Raw genomic sequence first — 18,928 nt, 5'->3', positions numbered from 1 at the left:
AAATGTTATTCTATCAACAGTAAATTAAAAAAGAATGTCATTACTATATATAATAAATTGCAAAACTTAGACTTTGAAGATTATATATTTAAGAGCTTATTTTTATAAGCTCTTTTTAAATGATAAAGAGAGGTAATAATATGATAAAAATTGACAACTTGTCCTACTCATTCCCGCGAAAAGATCTATATAATAATATTTCATTTACAATAGAAGATGGTCAACACTGTGCTTTTATAGGAGCAAGTGGTAGCGGAAAAAGTACACTAATAGATATAATTATGGATCCAGAAAAATATATGTTTGATGGTAATTTAGAAATGGACCCAAACTGCAAAATTGGTTATGTAAGCCAGTTTTCACAACGAGATAAAACAAAAGAAACTACAGTGTTTGAATATATAGGCGAAGAATTTATTAAGCTACAAGAAAAAATTGCATCTATTTGTACACAAATGGAAACATCTTCAGACATTGAGACTTTATTAGAACAGTATCAAGAAGCCTTAGACGCATTTGACGCAATTGATGGTGATGATTTTGAAAGTAATATTAATAGAAAACTAAATCTTGCAAATCTAAGCAAGCATAAAGATAAAATGATATCTGAACTTAGTGGTGGGGAATTCAAACTTATTCAAGTTATTAAGGAAATGCTTAATAATAAAGACTTAATGATTATGGATGAACCAGATGTGTTTTTAGATTTTGAAAATCTAAATGCTCTTAAAAATCTAATTAATTCTCACAAAAAAACAATGTTAATTATCACGCATAACAGATATTTACTTAATCATTGTTTTAACAAAATTATACACCTTGAAAATACGGAACTTCAAGAATTTGATGGAAGATATATTGATTATAATTTATCATTACTTCAAACTAAAATTGAGTTACAAGAATTATCTATTGCTGATGATGAAGAAATAGCAAAAAATGAGATACGAATAGAAAAGTTAAGAGAGAGAGCAACTTATAATGCTGAAGCTTCTAATGGGAGAGCATTAAAAGCTAGAGTTAAAATACAAGAAAGATTAGAAGCACGTAGAATAAAAGCTCCGTTTGTAGAGATTAAACAACCTAATATCAATTTAGCCACTAATAATGAAATAGAAGAAACTACTGCTTTAAAAGTTAATGATTTTAGTATTGCTTTTGATGAAATGCTTTTAGAAAATGTTAACTTTGAGATTAAGTCTAATGATAAAGTAGCTATTGTTGGTACAAATGGTGTTGGAAAAACTACTTTACTTAGATCAATCTTTAAAAATAATCATGACTCAATTGAAATAAATGATGATATTGAAGTGGCTTATTTATCACAGATGCAAGGGGAATTACTAGATGAGTCTAATACTATACTTCAAGAGTTTTACGATGCAGGGTTTGAAACTTATGGAGAAATTAGAAGATATATTTCAAACTATGGCTTTGGATCGGATATGATTAAACAAAAGATAGGATCTTTATCTGGTGGAGAAAAAAATATTTTACAATTGGCTAAAGTATCATCTAGTAAAGCAAATATGTTACTTCTTGATGAACCAACAAGTCATTTAGATACTTATTCTCAAATGGCACTTGAAAATGCTATAGAAAACTATAATGGTGCGATTTTAATGATTTCTCATGATTATCAATTTATAAATAATTGTATGGATTATGTTTTAATGATTGAAGATAAGACTATTAGAAAAATGAGTATGAAAAAGTTTAGAAGAATGATTCATGCTAACCATTTTGATAAAGACTATTTAGAAATAGAACTAAAGAAAAAGGCTGTTGAAACAAAGATAGCAAGAGCTTTAATAGATACTGATTTTGAACTTGCAAAAACTTTATCTAAAGAGCTAGAAGAGCTGATTAAGTTACTTTAAATCGTGTATTCTTTACAATAATAAGTTATAAACCCCTTAGGGTTGATAGATTAAACTATAAAATCTGTCAACTTTAAGGGGTTATTTTTGTATTTAAATTATTAGTTTTTCTACAGTAAGGCATCAGCAAGAAAACACACCAGATAAGTAAAGATATAGGAGCATAAACTATTTATAAATAAAAAATAAAAATGACTTTTAAGCAGTGAACAGAATCGTTTGAGCTATATAAGCGAAGCGAATTTTTTATTATGTGACAAAGTCACAGAAGTGATTATTACCAATGTATATAATAAAACTATATCAATAAATGACAATTGATTTGTTAGAAATATATCAATTAATAATATAGAAAAATGTTATCTGTAAAAATATAGTTAGTATTTAGAATAGGAGAAGAGTTATGTCTAAAAAAATAGTTATTGTAGGTGGAGTGGCAGGTGGAGCATCAGCTGCAGCTAGACTTAGAAGATTAGATGAAGATGCTAATATAATAATGTTTGAAAAAGGTGAATATATATCTTTTGCAAACTGTGGACTTCCTTATTATATAGGAGAAACGATAAGTGAAAGAGAAAAATTAATAGTTCAAACTGTTGAAGCTATGAGTTCAAAATTTAATTTAGATATAAGAAACTTAAGTGAAGTTATTAAAATAGATAAAGAAGGAAAAAAAGTAACTGTAAAGAATCATAAAACGGGTGAAACATACGATGAAACTTATGATAAGTTAGTATTATCTCCAGGAGCTAGCCCATTAAAGCCGGGTATACCAGGTATAAATGATTGTGATAATCTATTCACATTAAGAAATATTCCAGATACAGATAAGATTAAAGAATATGTAGATAATAATAAACCAAAACATGCAGTAGTAATAGGTGGAGGATTTATAGGTCTTGAAATGGCAGAAAATCTTCATGATAGGGGAATAGAACTTACGTTAGTAGAAGCAAGTGACCAAGTTATGGCACCTCTTGATATAGAAATGGTAAGTATAGTTCATAATCACTTAATTGATAAAGGTGTTGAATTAGTATTAAAAGATGGTGTAAGCTCATTTACAAACAATGGAAGAAAAGTAATACTATCTAGTGGTAAGGAAATCAATACTGATATGATAATATTATCTATTGGTGTTAAACCAGAAACTACTATTGCAAAAGAAGCAGGACTTAAGTTAAACGAAAGAGGTGGCATTATAGTTGATGAGTATATGAAAACTTCAGATGAAAACATATACGCATTAGGTGATGCTGTTGAGATAATAGATTTTGTTAATAAAAAGCCAACAATGATACCATTAGCTTGGCCAGCAAACAGACAAGGTAGAATAGTAGCTAATAATATATGTGGGAAAAAAGAAAAATACAAAGGAACATTAGGTTCTTCAGTTGCAAAAGTATTTGATTATACAGTAGCTACAACAGGAAATAATGAAAAAGCATTGAAAAGACTTGGTATAGATTATGAAGTTGTACACATACATCCAGGATCTAATGCCGGATATTATCCAGGTTCATTTCCAATAGCTATGAAGATGACATTTGATCCACATACTGGTAAAATATTTGGAGCTCAAGGCGTAGGAATTGATGGAGTTGAAAAACGTATAGATATTATGGCTACAGCTATAAAGGCTGGCTTTACAGTATTTGATTTGCAAGATATAGAGCCTTGTTATGCACCACCATATAATTCAGCTAAAGACCCTGTTAATATGCTAGGATACTATGCTTCTAATATTATAGAAGATATGGTAGATACTGTTCAATGGTATGAAGTTGATGATATTGTAAAGAAAGGTGGAGTAATAATAGATGTTAGAGAAGAATTTGAATTAGCTACAGGTCAAATTCCTGGTGCTATACACATACCTCTTGGACAATTAAGAGATAGATTAAATGAAATACCAAAAAATAAGAAATTATACGCTACTTGTCAAGTCGGATTAAGAGGATATGTTGCATGTAGGCTATTAGAACAAAATGGACTTAAATGCTCAAATATAGATGGTGGAGTAAAAACTTATCAATTTGTAAAAAGAGCGAAAGAAAGCATAGCTAATCAAAATAATAATTTAAATATCAAGAGTGAGGAATCTAATATGAAATTAGAAGATTTAGATATAACTGAAATAAATGCACATGTTACTTTAGATGCTTGTGGTCTTCAATGTCCAGGTCCGATAAAAAGAGTATTTGAAGAGATGAATAAGATGGAAGAGGGACAAGTACTAGTAGTTAAAGCTAGTGATCCAGGATTTAGTAAAGATATTAGTGCTTGGTGTGAAAAAACAAGAAATACTTTAGTAAAAGCCGAGTTTGATAAAAGTCAAAAGGCATTTGTTGTAGCTATAAGAAAAGGAACTAATAACATATTAGCTAATCCTAGCTGTTCAATAACTCAAAAAGATAAAGATGGAGCAACAATGGTAGTGTTTAGTGGAGATTTAGATAAAGCTATAGCATCATTTATAATAGCTACAGGAGCTGCATCTATGGGTAAAGAAGTAACTATGTTTTTCACATTCTGGGGACTTAATATTCTTAAGAGAAAAGATAGACCAAAAGTATCAAAAGATGTTATGGAAAAAATGTTTGATGTAATGCTGCCATCTCATACAGGAAAACTTCCACTATCTAAGATGAATATGGCTGGTATGGGACCTAAAATGATAGATCAAATAATGAAAAAGCATAATGTAGATGATTTAGATACATTAATAAAAAATGCAATGGATATGGGTGTTAAAATAGTAGCGTGTTCTATGAGTATGGATTTAATGGGTATAAAAAAAGAAGAATTCATAGATGGTGTTGACCTAGGTGGAGTTGCTTCATATTTAGGAGCTGCAGAAGATTCAGGATTAAATTTATTTATATAATATATATAATCAAAAATATTATTTTATAAAAAAGATGATCTATATACTTAACTTGGTCATCTTTTTTATTTTAAGAATAAATCGAAAGATTTTAATGAATATTATAAGGCTATTTAGAAACATAGTTAACACTAGATAAGTGTAGATTGACTATAAGTTTTGGCTTAGATATTTATTTATGTTATAATAAATGTATAATGTATAATATATAATACAAAGAGACATATAAATATTTATCTGATGAATTGATGTCAGAGTATGTATTTAAAAATCATAAGGGATATGTGTGAATTATTAGAAAATTATCTCAATTATTGTATCTATATCAATTTAAAATAAAGATAGTTTAGGATGTGAAATTTCTTGTAAAGTGGTGTAGTATAATGTATAATATAAATATAAAATATAAAAAAATAAATTAGTATGTAATTACGTGTAGAAAATTTTAATTTAAAATAAAATAAAATGATTAATTTAAATAAAAAAATAATTTAAAATAAAGAAGGAATACGTAAATACATATAGAATATTATATATATAAGAGATTTTATATTAAATACATAAAATTTTTTATTAAGATTATTAAAATTATAGTATATAAAAACATACATATTACTATTATTAAAGGGATGGGGATATATGTTTGAAAATTTAATATGTGCCAAAGTGGAAAACGTATACACAATAAAAATAGCCAGAGAAAAATATCTAAATGCATTAAATGAAGATGTATTAAAAGAATTAGATATGGCTATTGATATCATCAATAATGATGAAGAAATTTATGTAGGTATAATAACAGGAGAAGGAAAGGCTTTTGTAGCAGGAGCAGATATAGAAGCTATGAAGGATATGAACTTTGAGGAAGCAAGAATTTTTTCGAAAACGGGAAATCGTTTATTCAGAAAAATAGAAAACTGTGAAAAACCTATAATAGCAGGAATAAATGGATTTTGCTTAGGTGGTGGATTAGAACTTGCTATGAGTTGTGATATTAGAATAGCAAGTACAAAAGCGAAATTTGGGCAAGTAGAAGCTAACCTTGGAATATTACCAGGATTTGGTGGAACTCAACGATTGCCTAGAATTGTTGGGGTAGGTAAGGCGAAAGAACTTGTATACAGTGCACAGATAATAAAATCAGAAGAAGCACTAAATATAAATTTAGTTAACAAAGTTGTAGAACAAGAAGATTTAATGAAAGAATGTGTAGATATGGCTAAACTTATTTCATCTAAAGGACAGTTAGCTATAAGATATGCTAAAAATGCCATAAATAGAGGTTATGAAATAGATATAGATAGTGCTATAAACTTAGAAAACAATCTATTTGGGCTATGCTTTGCAAGTTATGATCAAGAAGAAGGTATGAGTGCTTTCTTAGAAAAAAGAGAACCAAAATTTAATATACATTGTGAAAAAAAATTAAGTAGTTCATTATAGGTCATTATAGTTCATTATAGGGGGAAAATTATGAAAATAATGGTAATAGGAAGCGGTACTATGGGAAGTGGTATTGCACAAGTATTTATAGCTAATGGACATCAAGTAGTACTTAGGGATTTAAACAATGACAGCTTAGAAAAAGGAATAAAATCAATAACAAAAAGCTTAGAAAGAAAAGTATTAAAAGAAAAGATAACAGAAGAGGAAAAGAATGAAAATTTAAATAGACTTTCAAAAACTATAGACTTAGAAAACGCTAAAGATTGCGATTTAGTAATAGAAGCTATAGTTGAAAATATGCAAATCAAAAAAGAATTATTCAAAGAACTAGACAAAATATGTAAAGAAGAAACAATATTTGCAACAAACACATCATCATTGTCGATAACAGACTTATCAGTAAGCACGACTAGAGCCGAAAAGGTAATAGGAATGCACTTTTTCAACCCAGCACCAGTTATGAAATTAGTAGAAGTAATAGACGGTATGCTGACATCTAAAGAAACTCATGACACGATATTTGAATTATGTAAACAATTAGATAAAACTCCTGTAAGTGTAGCAGAAGCACCAGGATTTGTAGTTAATAGAATACTAGTACCTATGATAAATGAAGCAGTAGGCATATTTGCAGAAGGTATTGCAAGTGTAGAAGATATAGATAATGCAATGAAATTAGGAGCAAACCATCCAATAGGACCACTAGCTTTAGGTGATCTTATAGGTTTAGATGTATGCCTAAATATAATGGAAGTATTATATAGTGAATTTGGAGATTCAAAATACAGACCTCATCCACTTCTTAGAAAAATGGTTAGAGGCGGTATCTTAGGAAGAAAAGCTAAAAAAGGATTTTATGATTATAATTAGTTAATTGTAAAATTTATTATATAAATTAACCTGTTAGGGAGGACAAAATGAGAGAAGTTGTTATAGTATCAGCAGTTAGAACTCCAATAGGATCATTAGGTGGTGCACTTAAAGATGTAAGTTCTGTGGAGTTAGGAAGTATAGCAGCGAAAGAAGCAATTAAAAGAGCTAATATAGACCCTGAAATAATAGATGAAGTATTAGTAGGGAATGTATTAAGCGCAGGTCTTGGTCAAAATGTAGCGAGACAAGTTGCTATAAAATCTGGTATTCCAGCACAAGTTCCAGCACTTGCTATAAATAAAGTTTGTGGTTCTGGTCTCAGAGCAGTAAGTATGGCAGCACAATTTATAGCTCTTGGAGATTGTGATGTAGTATTAGCTGGTGGCTGTGAAAGTATGAGTAATGCTCCATATTTAATAAACAAGGCTAGATATGGATATGGATTAGGGGATAGCAAAATAGTTGACTCTTTAGTACATGATGGTCTTACAGATGCATTTAATAACTATCATATGGGAATAACTGCAGAAAACTTAGCAGAAAAATTTGGGATAACTAAAGAAGAACAAGATAAGTTTGCTCTTTTAAGCCAAGAAAAAGCAAAAAAAGCTCAATTAAATAATAGATTTAAAGATGAGATAGTTGAAGTTTTAATACCTCAAAGAAAAGGTGATCCTATAGTATTTAATACTGATGAACATCCAAAACACAATACTACTATAGAAAAATTATCTAAATTAAGACCAGCATTTAAAAAGGATGGAACTGTTAGTGCAGGTAATGCGTCTGGGATAAATGATGGTAGTGCAATGGTCATGCTTATGAGTAGAGAAAAGTGTAATGAATTAGGATTAAAGCCATTAGCAAGTATAGTTTCATATGCTTCAGCAGGTGTTGACCCAGCTATAATGGGATATGGACCAGTTCCAGCAACAGAAAAAGCCCTTCAAAAAGCAAACTTAAGTTTAGAAGATATAGATTTAATAGAAGCAAATGAAGCTTTTGCAGTTCAAGCTTTATCAGTATCAAAAGGATTAAACTTTGATATGGAAAAAGTAAATGTAAATGGTGGTGCAATAGCACTTGGTCATCCAGTAGGTGCTAGTGGATGTAGAATATTAGTTTCTTTAATACATGAAATGCAAAAAAGAGAAGATGTTGATCTAGGACTTGCTACACTTTGTATAGGTGGAGGACAAGGTACTAGTTTAATAATAAAAAAATGCTAATAGAGTATATTCAAAAGAGGGGAGATATTTATGGAAAAATATGAATTATTAAAACAGATGTATAGAGAGTTTACGGTAAATGAGGTAGCTCCTATAGCTCATGAAATAGATGAGGCAGAAGAGTTTCCGTATGCAACAGTTGATAAAATGGCTGAATGCGGCATACTAGGAATACCTTTTCCAAAGGAATATGGTGGAGAAGGGGGAGATTACTTAGGATATACATTAGCTGTTGAAGAACTTTCTAAAGCTTGTGGAACTACAGGGGTAATAGTATCTGCTCATACTTCATTAGGAGCTAATCCTATATATGAATTTGGTACAGAAGAACAAAAGCAAAAATTCTTAGCGCCACTTGCAAAAGGTGATAAATTAGCTGCTTTTGGTTTAACTGAACCTAATGCAGGTACAGATGCATCAGCTCAACAAACTACTGCAGTTTTAGATGGAGATAACTATATATTAAATGGAACTAAGATATTTATAACTAATGCAGGTCCTGCTGATACATATGTAGTTATGGCTATGACTGATAAATCTAAAGGAACTCGTGGAATATCAGCTTTCATAGTAGAAAAGGGAACAGAAGGATTTAGCATAGGTAAAAAAGAGAAAAAACTTGGTATAAGAGCTTCTGCAACTTGTGAACTTATATTTGAAAACTGTGTAATACCTAAAGAAAACTTACTAGGTAAAGTTGGGCAAGGGTTTAAAATAGCTATGAAGACACTAGACGGTGGACGTATAGGTATAGCTGCACAAGCCTTAGGAATTGCTCAAGGTGCGTTAGATGTTACAGTTGATTATGTAAAAGAAAGAAAGCAATTTGGTAGAAGTTTAGCAGCTTTCCAAAATACTCAATTTGAACTTGCTGATATGAAAACTAAAATAGAAGCTGCAAGACTTTTAGTATACAAAGCTGCTAGCAAAAAAGATGCAGGAAAACCTTACAGTGTAGATGCAGCTATGGCAAAACTTTATGCATCAGAAGTAGCAATGGAAGTTACAACTAAAGCAGTTCAACTTCACGGAGGATACGGATATACTCGTGAATATGATATAGAAAGAATGATGAGAGATGCAAAAATAACTGAGATATACGAAGGAACAAGTGAAGTACAAAGAATGGTTATAGGTGCAGATTTACTTAGATAAATTAGATGAAGCGAATTTTCAGGAGGGAAAAATATGAATATATTAGTTTGCGTAAAACAAGTACCAGATACAACAGAAGTAAAATTAGACCCTAAAACTGGTACATTAATAAGAGACGGGGTACCAAGTATAATAAATCCTGATGATAAAGCAGGAATAGAAGAAGCAGTAATCTTAAAAGAAAAAATGGGTGCAACAGTTACAGTATTAACAATGGGACCACCTCAAGCTAAAAATGCACTAAAAGAAGCAATAGCAATGGGTGCTGATAGAGCAATACTTCTTACAGATAGAGCTTTTGCAGGAGCTGATACATTAGCTACTTCAAAAACTATAGCAGGAGCTATAAAGAAGTTAGATTATGATTTAATAATAGCAGGAAGACAAGCAATAGATGGAGATACAGCACAAGTTGGTCCTCAAATAGCAAATCACCTTGATATACCATCTATAACTTACGTTGAAAAATTAGAAGTAGAAGATGGCCATGTAATAGTAAATAGAGCTTTTGAAGATGGACATCAAGTTATAAAGGCAAAAATGCCACTTCTTATAACTACTTTAAAAGAAATGAATACTCCAAGATACATGAGAGTTTCTAGAATATATGATTGTATGAGAGAAGATAACATAGAAACTTGGACTTTAAAAGATATAGATGTTTGTTTAGAAGAGATAGGATTAAAAGGTTCTCCAACTAAAGTTAAAAAGTCATTTACTAAAGGAGTTAAAGCTAAAGGAACACTTTATAATGTAGATGAAAAAGAAGGAGCATCAATAATAGTAAATGCTCTTAAAGAAAAGTTTATAATAACTGAAGCTAAGGCTTAAAAACTAAACAATTTGGCGAAATATTTCTCAAAGAGTAGTGATTATAGGAGGAAAAATAATGAGTGTAATGGTTTTTGTTGAACAAAGAAGTGGTGAAATCCAAAATGTTTCTTTGGAATTAATAGGAAGAGGTAAAGAGTTAGCAGATAAATTAAATAGTAAAGTAAGTGCAGTACTTCTTGGTCATAATGTTAAAAATTTAAGTGAAGAACTTATACAATATGGTGCAGATGAAGTAGTTTGTGTTGATGATGAAAATTTAGATGTATATGTAACTAATACATATGCTAAAGCACTTTGTGAAGTTATAAATAAAAAAGATCCAGAAATCGTTTTAGTAGGAGCAACTACAATAGGTAGAGATTTAGCACCAAGAGTTAGTGCTACTATTGAAACAGGTCTTACAGCAGACTGTACATCACTTGAAATAGATGATGAAAATAATGGACTTTTAATGACTAGACCTGCATTTGGTGGAAATATAATGGCTACTATAATATGCCCAAATCATAGACCACAAATGAGTACTGTAAGACCAGGGGTTATGAAAAAGTTAGAAAAAGATGCTACAAGAACTGGAAATATAGAAAACTTTGTAGTAGATTTTAGTGAAAATGGTAAAAACGTAGAAGTATTAGAATACATAAAAGAAACTGTAAAGAAAGTTAATATAGAAGATGCTAATATACTTATATCAGCAGGAAGAGGAGTAGGTTCTAAAGAAAATATGGATGCTTTATATGAATTAGCAGACATATTAGGAGCTGAAGTAAGTGCTTCTCGTGCTGTAGTTGATGCAGGATGGGTTGATAAATCTCGTCAAGTAGGTCAAACTGGTAAAACTGTAAGACCAGATCTTTACCTTGCTTGTGGTATATCAGGGGCTATACAACATTTAGCTGGTATGGAAGAATCTGAATTTATAGTAGCTATAAATAAAAATAGCGAAGCACCTATATTTGAAGCTGCGGATGTTTCTATAGTAGGAGACGTTAATAAAGTTATCAAAAACTTAATACAAGAATTAGCATAATAAAGCTTACTAATTGGTGTAGGTCTTAAAGACCTATACCAGTTGATAAATATATAAACAATCACAAAGGGGGAACTTAACATGAAAGCAATGATAAGAATGAGAATGGGAAGTAATGATGCTCATTATGGTGGAAATTTAGTAGACGGTGCTAAAATGCTTCAATTATTTGGAGATGTAGCTACTGAATTACTAATACAAAATGATGGTGATGAAGGATTATTTAAAGCTTATGATAGCGTAGAGTTTTTAGCACCAGTATATGCTGGTGATTATATAGAAGCTGTTGGTGAAATAGTTAATGTAGGAAATAGTTCAAGAAAGATGGTATTTGAAGCTAGAAAAGTTATAGTGCCAAGAACTGATATAAATGAATCAGCAGCAGAAGTTTTAGAGAACCCAATAGTAGTATGTAAAGCTAGTGGAACTTGTGTAGTACCTAAAGATAAACAAAGATTATAGTTATTTAAGGGGGCTTTAATATGCAAAAGGTTATAATAACTGCAGCTATATCTGGTGCAGAAGTAACAAAAGAACATAATCCAAATGTTCCATATACTGTTGAAGAAATAGTAAGAGAAGCAAAGTCTGCTTATGATGCTGGAGCAAGTATAATACACCTTCATGTAAGAAAAGATGATGGAACTCCAACTCAAGATATAAATAGATTTAAAGAATGTATAGAGGCTATAAAGGTTGAGTGTCCTGATGCAATTGTTCAGCCTTCAACTGGAGGAGCAGTTGGAATGAGCAATGAAGAAAGAATCCAACCAGTAAATTTATCTCCTGAAATGGCAACTCTAGACTGTGGAACTTGTAACTTCGGTGGAGACGAAATATTTGTAAATACTGAAAATACAATAAAAGAGTTTGGAAAGAAAATGATAGAATTAAATGTTAAGCCAGAAATAGAAGTATTTGATAAGGGTATGGTAGATATGGCTATTAGACTTAACAAAAAAGGATTTATAAATGATAACATGCACTTTAACTTTGTAATGGGAGTTAATGGAGGTATAAGTGCAACATATAGAGATTTAATGTTTATGAGAGAAAGTATACCTCAAAATGCTACATTTACAGTAAGTGGAATAGGAAGAGCTCAATTTGATATGGTAGCTTTAAGTGTATTATTGGGAGGTCATATCCGAGTAGGATTTGAAGATAATGTATACATGAAAAAAGGAGTACCGGCATCTTCAAATGGAGAATTAGTTAAAAAAGCTGCAAATATAGTAAGAGAGCTTGGTAGAGAAGTAGCAACACCTAAAGAAGCTCGTGAAATACTAGGTTTAGAAGTTAATGTATTAAGCACACAAGAAGCTTAAACATCTAGGGGGGATAAAATGAGCAAAGTTATATCTGTAGAAACACTAAAGAATCTTTTTAAAGATGATATGACTATCATGGTAGGTGGATTTTTAGGCTGTGGTACAGGAGAAATCCTTATAGATTCACTTATAGAATCTGGTGCTAAAAATCTAACTATAATAGGAAATGATACTTCTTTTGTGGATAAAGGAATAGGAAGACTTATAGTAAATAACCAAGTTAAAAAGGTTATAGCCTCTCATATAGGAACAAATGCCCAGACGGGAAGACTAATGAATGAAGGTAAATTAGAAGTTGAACTATCTCCACAAGGAACACTTATAGAAAGAGTAAGAGCAGGCGGATTTGGCCTAGGCGGAATATTAACTCCAACAGGAGTAGGAACTTTAGTTGAAGAAAATAAAGAAAAGATAACAGTAAAGGGTAAAGAATATCTATTAGAATTACCACTAAGAGCAGATATAGCACTTGTAAAAGGTAGTGTCGTTGATTCATTTGGAAATACAGTTTACAAAGGAACTACTAAAAACTTCAATCCAATGATAGCTATGGCAAGTGATTTAGTAATAGTTGAAGCTGAAGAATTAGTAGACTCTAAAGACTTAGAAAAAGAGATGATAATGACTCCAGGTGTAGTCGTAGATTACATAATAAAGGAGGCAAAATAAATGAATCCTAAAGAGATTATAGCTAAAAGGGTAGCTAAAGAATTTAAAAATAATCAATTAGTAAACTTAGGAATAGGACTTCCAACATTAACGACAAATTATCTAGAAGAAGGTATAAATGTAACTTTCCAATCAGAAAATGGAATGGTTGGTATGGGAAAACTTGCAAATGAAGATGAAGTAAATCTAGATATAACTAATGCAGGTGGTCAATTTGTAACAATGAATGAAGATGGGGCTTTCTTTGATTCATCAATGTCTTTTGGTCTTATAAGAGGAGGACATGTAGATGTAACAGTACTTGGAGCTTTAGAAGTAGACCAATATGGAAACCTAGCTAACTGGATAGTGCCTGGGAAAACGGTTCCTGGGATGGGTGGAGCTATGGATTTAGTAGTTGGAGCAAAGAAAGTTATAGTTGCTATGTTACACACTGTAAAAGGAAAATCTAAGATACTTAAAGAGTGTACTCTTCCATTAACTGCAAAAGGTGTAGTTGATATGATAATAACTGAATTTGCTGTTATGGAAGTAACAAAAGAAGGTTTAGTTGTAAAAGAAATAAGTGAGGATGTAACTATTGAAGAATTAAGGGCTATGACAGAGGCTGATTTAATAATAGCTGATGATTTAGTATATAGAAATGCACAAACAGTATAATAAGGGGGATTAGTCATGAAAGGATGTAAATACGGAACACACAGAGTTATAGGGGAAAATGTACTTCCACAACCAGCTAAAAAAATAAATAATGATATGAATATTTATGATAATGAGATATTAATAGATGTTCAAGCTTTAAACATAGATTCAGCAAGTTTCACTCAAATAGAAGAAGAGTGTAATCATGATGTAGAAAAAATAAAATCAAAAATATTAAGTATAGTAGAAGAAAAAGGAAAAATGCAAAATCCAGTTACTGGTTCTGGAGGGATGTTAATAGGAACAATAGAAAAGATAGGTTCTGATTTAGCAGATAAGACAGATTTAAAAATAGGAGATAAGATAGCAACACTTGTATCATTATCATTAACTCCATTAAAAATAGAAGAAATAATAGATATAAAAGCAGATATAGATAGAGTTGAAATAAAAGGAAAAGCTATATTATTTGAAAGTGGTATATATGCAAAATTACCAACAGATATGGAAGAAAATTTAGCATTAGCAGCGTTAGATGTTGCTGGTGCTCCTGCTCAGACACAAAAGTTAGTTAAAGAAGGAAACAGTGTTTTAATACTTGGAGCTGCTGGTAAATCTGGAATGCTTTGTTGTTATGAAGCTAAGAAAAAAGCTGGTAAAAATGGAAGAGTAATAGGGCTTGTTAGAGATGAAAAACAAGAACAATTCTTAAAAGAAAATAATCTTGTAGATGAAGTTATAACTGTAGATGCACAAAATCCTAATGCAGTTTTAAATAAGGTATTAGAAGTAAATGAAGGAAAAGAAGTAGATTTAGCTATAAACTGCGTAAATGTTCAAAATACAGAAATGAGTACAATACTACCTGTTAGAGATGGTGGAATAGTATACTTCTTCTCAATGGCAACAGCATTTACAAAAGCTGCACTTGGTGCTGAAGGTGTAGGTAAAGATGTAGATATGATAATAGGAAATGGATATACAAAAGGTCATGCAGATGTTACAATAGCAGCTTTAAGAGAGAGTGAAACAATAAGAAATATATTCAAAAAATTATACGTATAAAATATAGGGGGTAGGGGATTATGGAAAGAAAAATATTTACAGACGTTAGCAATGAATTATGGAATGACTGGAAATGGCAAGTAAAAAATAGAATAACAACAGTTGAAGAGTTAAAGAAATATATACCACTTACAGAAAGCGAAGAAGAAGGAGTTAAGGAATGTCTTAAAACTTTAAGAATGAGTATAACACCTTACTACTTATCATTAATAGATCCAACTAATGCAAATGACCCAATAAGAAAGCAAGCTATACCAGTTTCAAGTGAACTTAAAGTATCAGATGCTGATTTAGATGATCCACTTCACGAAGATGGAGATTCACCAGTACCAGGACTTACTCATAGATATCCAGATAGAGCATTACTTTTAATAACAGATCAATGTGCAATGTATTGTAGACACTGTACTAGAAGAAGATTTGCTGGACAAAATGATGGAGCTCAGCCAGTTGATAGAATAGATAGAGCTATAGAATATATAAGAAATACTCCAGTTATAAGAGACGTATTATTATCAGGTGGAGATGCACTTTTAATGAGTGATGAAAAATTAGAATACATCATAAGCAAGTTAAGAGAAATACCACACGTTGAAATAATAAGAATAGGAAGTAGAGTTCCAGTTGTTATGCCACAAAGAATAACTGATGATTTAGTAAATATGCTTAAGAAATATCATCCAGTTTGGCTAAACACTCACTTTAATCATCCAAATGAAATAACTAAAGAATCTATAGAAGCTTGTAATAAAATGGCAAATGCAGGTATACCTTTAGGAAACCAAAGTGTTTTACTACGTGGGGTAAACGATTGCATGCATGTAATGAAGAAATTAGTTAATGATTTAGTAAAAATAAGAGTTAGACCATACTACATTTATCAATGTGACCTATCTACTGGTATAGAGCACTTTAGAACTCCAGTATCTAAAGGTATAGAAATAATAGAAGGTTTAAGAGGACATACATCAGGATACTGTGTACCAACATTTGTTGTAGATGCACCAGGTGGTGGAGGTAAGACTCCAGTTATGCCAAACTATGTAATATCTCAAAGTTACGATAAAGTAATACTTAGAAACTTTGAAGGTGTTATAACTACTTATACAGAGCCAACAAACTACAGTCATATATGTGAATGTGAGGTTTGTAAAGGTGAAAAAGAAGTTCATAAGGTAGGAGTAGCAGGTCTTTTAAATAATGAAAGAATGACACTTGAACCAACTGAATTAGATAGAAAGAAAAGAGAGCTAAGCGCTCATTTAGGTTAATAAAAACTAATACTAAGAGATATTATAGGTTATATAATATCTCTTAGAAAAAGCATTAAGACCTACATCGCTTAGAAAAATTATTTTAAATTTTTAAGGATATAATTATGGATATATTAAATGAAATATTAAAATATAAGAGTATGTCTATTATAGGAAACTATAAAAATGTAGGTAAAACAACTACTCTAAATTATATATTAAAAGAGTGTGCAAATAAAAATATAGTACTAGGACTTACATCAATAGGTGTAGATGGAGAAGGTATAGATGTTGTCACTAAAACGCAAAAACCTAGAATATATGTAAATAAAAATACTATAATAGCTACGGCTAATAGGTTGGCATTAAATAGTGATATAACAAAAGAGATACTAGAACTTACCAATATAACAACACCACTAGGAAATATAGTTATATTTAGATCCTTAAGCGATGGATATATAGAACTTGCAGGTCCATCTATAAATACTCAAATAAAATACATTTGTGAAAGATTAAATCACTATGGTGCAGATTTAAGTATAGTTGATGGAGCCTTATCTAGAAAAACATTAGGATCACCATCTATAACTGAGTCTACAATATTTTGTAGTGGAGCTGTAATAAATAAAGATGTAAATAAGGCAATAGAAAAAATAATATATGAAGCTAACATATTAAATCTTGATAAAGTAAGTGATGAAAAGTTTTACGAAATCTATGAAAATATGAAAGAATATAAGGTTAGCTTAGTAAATAAAGATTACTCATACAAATGCCTAAATATAAATACAACTCTAAATTCTTCTAAAGAAATTATAGATAATGTAGATGAAGATACTAAGTATATAGTTGTAAATGGAATAGTTACTAATGATTTTATAAATAGTCTTATAAAAAGTGGTAGCAGCTATAAAAAGATTACTATATTAGTTAGTGACAGTACAAAAATATTTTTAGATAAGGAAATATTTGATAAGTTTATAAAGCTTAAAGGAAGTATTAAGGTTATAAATAAAGTTAATTTAATTGGGTTAAGTATAAATCCAACATCAATAGAAGGATATAGCTTTGATGATAAATACTTTATAGATAGTATACAAAGAAAAATTAATATAAAAGTATTTAATGTTATGACTCTTTAAAGATTAAGCTTTTATAAGCAAGAAGGTGATTATATTAAGTCATTTATAATAAATGAAGTAAATACGATTACACCATATGGAGAAGAAGAAAAAGCTAATATAAAAATATATAAAAAAGAAAATATTGATAAATTAATAAAAGAACTTAATTATATAGAAAATATGATTAAGAGCTTAAAAGAAAATGATATGGTGTATGACAATATACAATATGAATTTTGTAAAACTAAAAATATAGTAAACACTATAAAAAGGCTAGAGAAAAAAATACATTAGATGAAATAGAACTGTTTGAAATAAAAAACTTTGCTATAAATTCTAATAAAATAATAGAAAACTATTTAAAGTTAAATATTGATATAGACTATATAAACTTCAAAGCTTTAGATAAAGTTGTAAAGCTACTAGATCCAGATGAATTAAATTTAACAACATTTCAAATATACAGTGCATATAGTAAAAAACTATTACATATTAGGCAAAATAAGCTAAATATTGAAAAGATGATATTTAGTGAATCTAATAAAGATACTGTAGAGAAATTAAAACAAGAAAGACTAGAAATTGTTGTAGATGAAGAACAAGAAGAACTTAAGATAAGAAAAGCTCTAAGTGAGAAGTTGTATAGCTATTTAAATGATATAAAAGAAAATATAAAATCTATAGGCAAGTTAGATTTACTTATTGCAAAAGTAAAATTAGCACTTAAATATAATGCTGTAAAGCCTAGTATAAATAATGAAAATAAGATTTTCTTTAAAGATCTTATAAATCCAAATCTTCAAACACTTTTAGCTTCACAAAATAAAAAATATATTCCAATAACCATAGACATAGATAAAAAGATAACCATAATAAGTGGTGCAAATATGGGTGGAAAAAGTGTAAGTATGAAAACTATAGCACTTAATTTATATTTATTTCAATGTGGATTTTATGTATTTGCTAAAGAAGCTAATTTATGTGTATTAGACTTTATATACATAATAAGTGATGATATGCAAGATATAAATAAAGGCTTAAGTACATTTGGGGCAGAGATTATAAAATTAAAAGAAATAACAAAACTTATGAAATTAAAAGATGGATTTGTAGCATTAGATGAATTTGCAAGGGGGACTAACCCGATAGAGGGAAGGTTACTTTTAAAAGGAATATGTGAATATTTTAAAAAGTACAATTCTATAAGTTTAATATCCACACATCTAGATGATATAAATATAGATGATGTTAGCTATTACCAAGTAATAGGTCTTAAAAATGTAGATTTTGATGGTTTAAAACGTCAAATAGATTTAAAAATTAAAATAGGCAAAAACTCAAATGGTGTACAAATACTTCAAGAGTATATGGACTACAGATTAGAAAAAGTAAATAAAGAAACTAAAGTTCCAAAAGATGCCATTAATATATGTAAATTATTAGGATTAGATAATGAAATAGTAAATATAGTTGACAAATTGAGTAAATAGGGTTAAGGGGGGATTAA

General features: G+C 29.9%; 15 protein-coding genes and 1 pseudogene. All 16 read left to right on the top strand.

Annotated elements, in window-relative coordinates; translation table 11 throughout:
- Positions 1-140: 140 nt before the first annotated feature.
- Positions 141-1,880, top strand: a complete 1,740-nt coding sequence (locus tag BN899_RS08815) for an ABC-F family ATP-binding cassette domain-containing protein (RefSeq protein ID WP_042274725.1) — start codon at positions 141-143, stop codon at positions 1,878-1,880.
- Between the two features lie 403 nt (positions 1,881-2,283).
- On the top strand, positions 2,284-4,767 hold the full coding sequence (gene cdr / locus BN899_RS08810) for a CoA-disulfide reductase (protein WP_042274724.1): 2,484 nt from the start codon (positions 2,284-2,286) through the stop codon (positions 4,765-4,767).
- A 639-nt stretch (positions 4,768-5,406) separates the two neighbouring features.
- Positions 5,407-6,210 (top strand): enoyl-CoA hydratase-related protein, encoded by an 804-nt coding sequence (locus BN899_RS08805; RefSeq protein WP_042274723.1) that lies wholly within the window; start codon positions 5,407-5,409, stop codon positions 6,208-6,210.
- Between the two features lie 30 nt (positions 6,211-6,240).
- On the top strand, positions 6,241-7,083 hold the full coding sequence (locus BN899_RS08800; RefSeq protein WP_042274722.1) for a 3-hydroxybutyryl-CoA dehydrogenase: 843 nt from the start codon (positions 6,241-6,243) through the stop codon (positions 7,081-7,083).
- A 47-nt stretch (positions 7,084-7,130) separates the two neighbouring features.
- Positions 7,131-8,315, top strand: a complete 1,185-nt coding sequence (locus BN899_RS08795; protein ID WP_042274720.1) for an acetyl-CoA C-acetyltransferase — start codon at positions 7,131-7,133, stop codon at positions 8,313-8,315.
- Between the two features lie 30 nt (positions 8,316-8,345).
- Positions 8,346-9,470 carry an acyl-CoA dehydrogenase gene (locus BN899_RS08790; RefSeq protein ID WP_042274718.1) on the top strand — a complete coding sequence of 375 codons (1,125 nt, stop codon included), beginning with the start codon at positions 8,346-8,348 and terminating at the stop codon, positions 9,468-9,470.
- Positions 9,471-9,503: 33 nt separating this feature from the next.
- On the top strand, positions 9,504-10,301 hold the full coding sequence (locus tag BN899_RS08785) for an electron transfer flavoprotein subunit beta/FixA family protein (protein ID WP_042274715.1): 798 nt from the start codon (positions 9,504-9,506) through the stop codon (positions 10,299-10,301).
- A 58-nt stretch (positions 10,302-10,359) separates the two neighbouring features.
- On the top strand, positions 10,360-11,334 hold the full coding sequence (locus BN899_RS08780) for an electron transfer flavoprotein subunit alpha/FixB family protein (protein ID WP_042274713.1): 975 nt from the start codon (positions 10,360-10,362) through the stop codon (positions 11,332-11,334).
- A gap of 81 nt (positions 11,335-11,415) precedes the next feature.
- Positions 11,416-11,796 (top strand): 3-aminobutyryl-CoA ammonia lyase, encoded by a 381-nt coding sequence (gene kal / locus BN899_RS08775; RefSeq protein ID WP_042274711.1) that lies wholly within the window; start codon positions 11,416-11,418, stop codon positions 11,794-11,796.
- A 20-nt stretch (positions 11,797-11,816) separates the two neighbouring features.
- Complete coding sequence (gene kce / locus BN899_RS08770) at positions 11,817-12,662, top strand: 3-keto-5-aminohexanoate cleavage enzyme (protein WP_042274710.1); 846 nt, start codon at positions 11,817-11,819, stop codon at positions 12,660-12,662.
- Positions 12,663-12,680: 18 nt separating this feature from the next.
- Positions 12,681-13,334 (top strand): 3-oxoacid CoA-transferase subunit A, encoded by a 654-nt coding sequence (locus BN899_RS19210; protein WP_042274709.1) that lies wholly within the window; start codon positions 12,681-12,683, stop codon positions 13,332-13,334.
- The gene (locus tag BN899_RS19205; protein WP_042274708.1) at positions 13,335-13,994 is read left to right on the top strand and encodes a 3-oxoacid CoA-transferase subunit B; all 660 of its coding nucleotides are present in this window, start codon (positions 13,335-13,337) and stop codon (positions 13,992-13,994) included.
- Between the two features lie 15 nt (positions 13,995-14,009).
- A complete protein-coding gene (kdd, locus tag BN899_RS08755; RefSeq protein WP_042274706.1) occupies positions 14,010-15,041 on the top strand; it encodes an L-erythro-3,5-diaminohexanoate dehydrogenase in 1,032 nt (343 codons plus the stop codon).
- 20 nt (positions 15,042-15,061) lie between these two features.
- Complete coding sequence (kamA, locus tag BN899_RS08750; protein ID WP_042274705.1) at positions 15,062-16,312, top strand: lysine 2,3-aminomutase; 1,251 nt, start codon at positions 15,062-15,064, stop codon at positions 16,310-16,312.
- 107 nt (positions 16,313-16,419) lie between these two features.
- Positions 16,420-17,439, top strand: coding sequence for a lysine 5,6-aminomutase reactivase subunit KamB (gene kamB / locus BN899_RS08745; RefSeq protein ID WP_052356763.1), 1,020 nt, complete (start codon positions 16,420-16,422; stop codon positions 17,437-17,439).
- A gap of 254 nt (positions 17,440-17,693) precedes the next feature.
- Positions 17,694-18,911: pseudogene (gene kamC, locus BN899_RS08740) on the top strand (lysine 5,6-aminomutase reactivase ATPase KamC); the annotation flags it as partial.
- Between the last annotated feature and the right edge of the window lie 17 nt (positions 18,912-18,928).

It is taken from the genome of Faecalimicrobium dakarense (assembly GCF_000499525.1).
In the GTDB taxonomy this organism is placed as follows: Bacteria; Bacillota; Clostridia; order Peptostreptococcales; family Peptostreptococcaceae; genus Faecalimicrobium; species Faecalimicrobium dakarense.
Note: the sequence above shows the minus strand (reverse complement) of the source record. Positions and strands in the feature narration are given on the sequence as shown.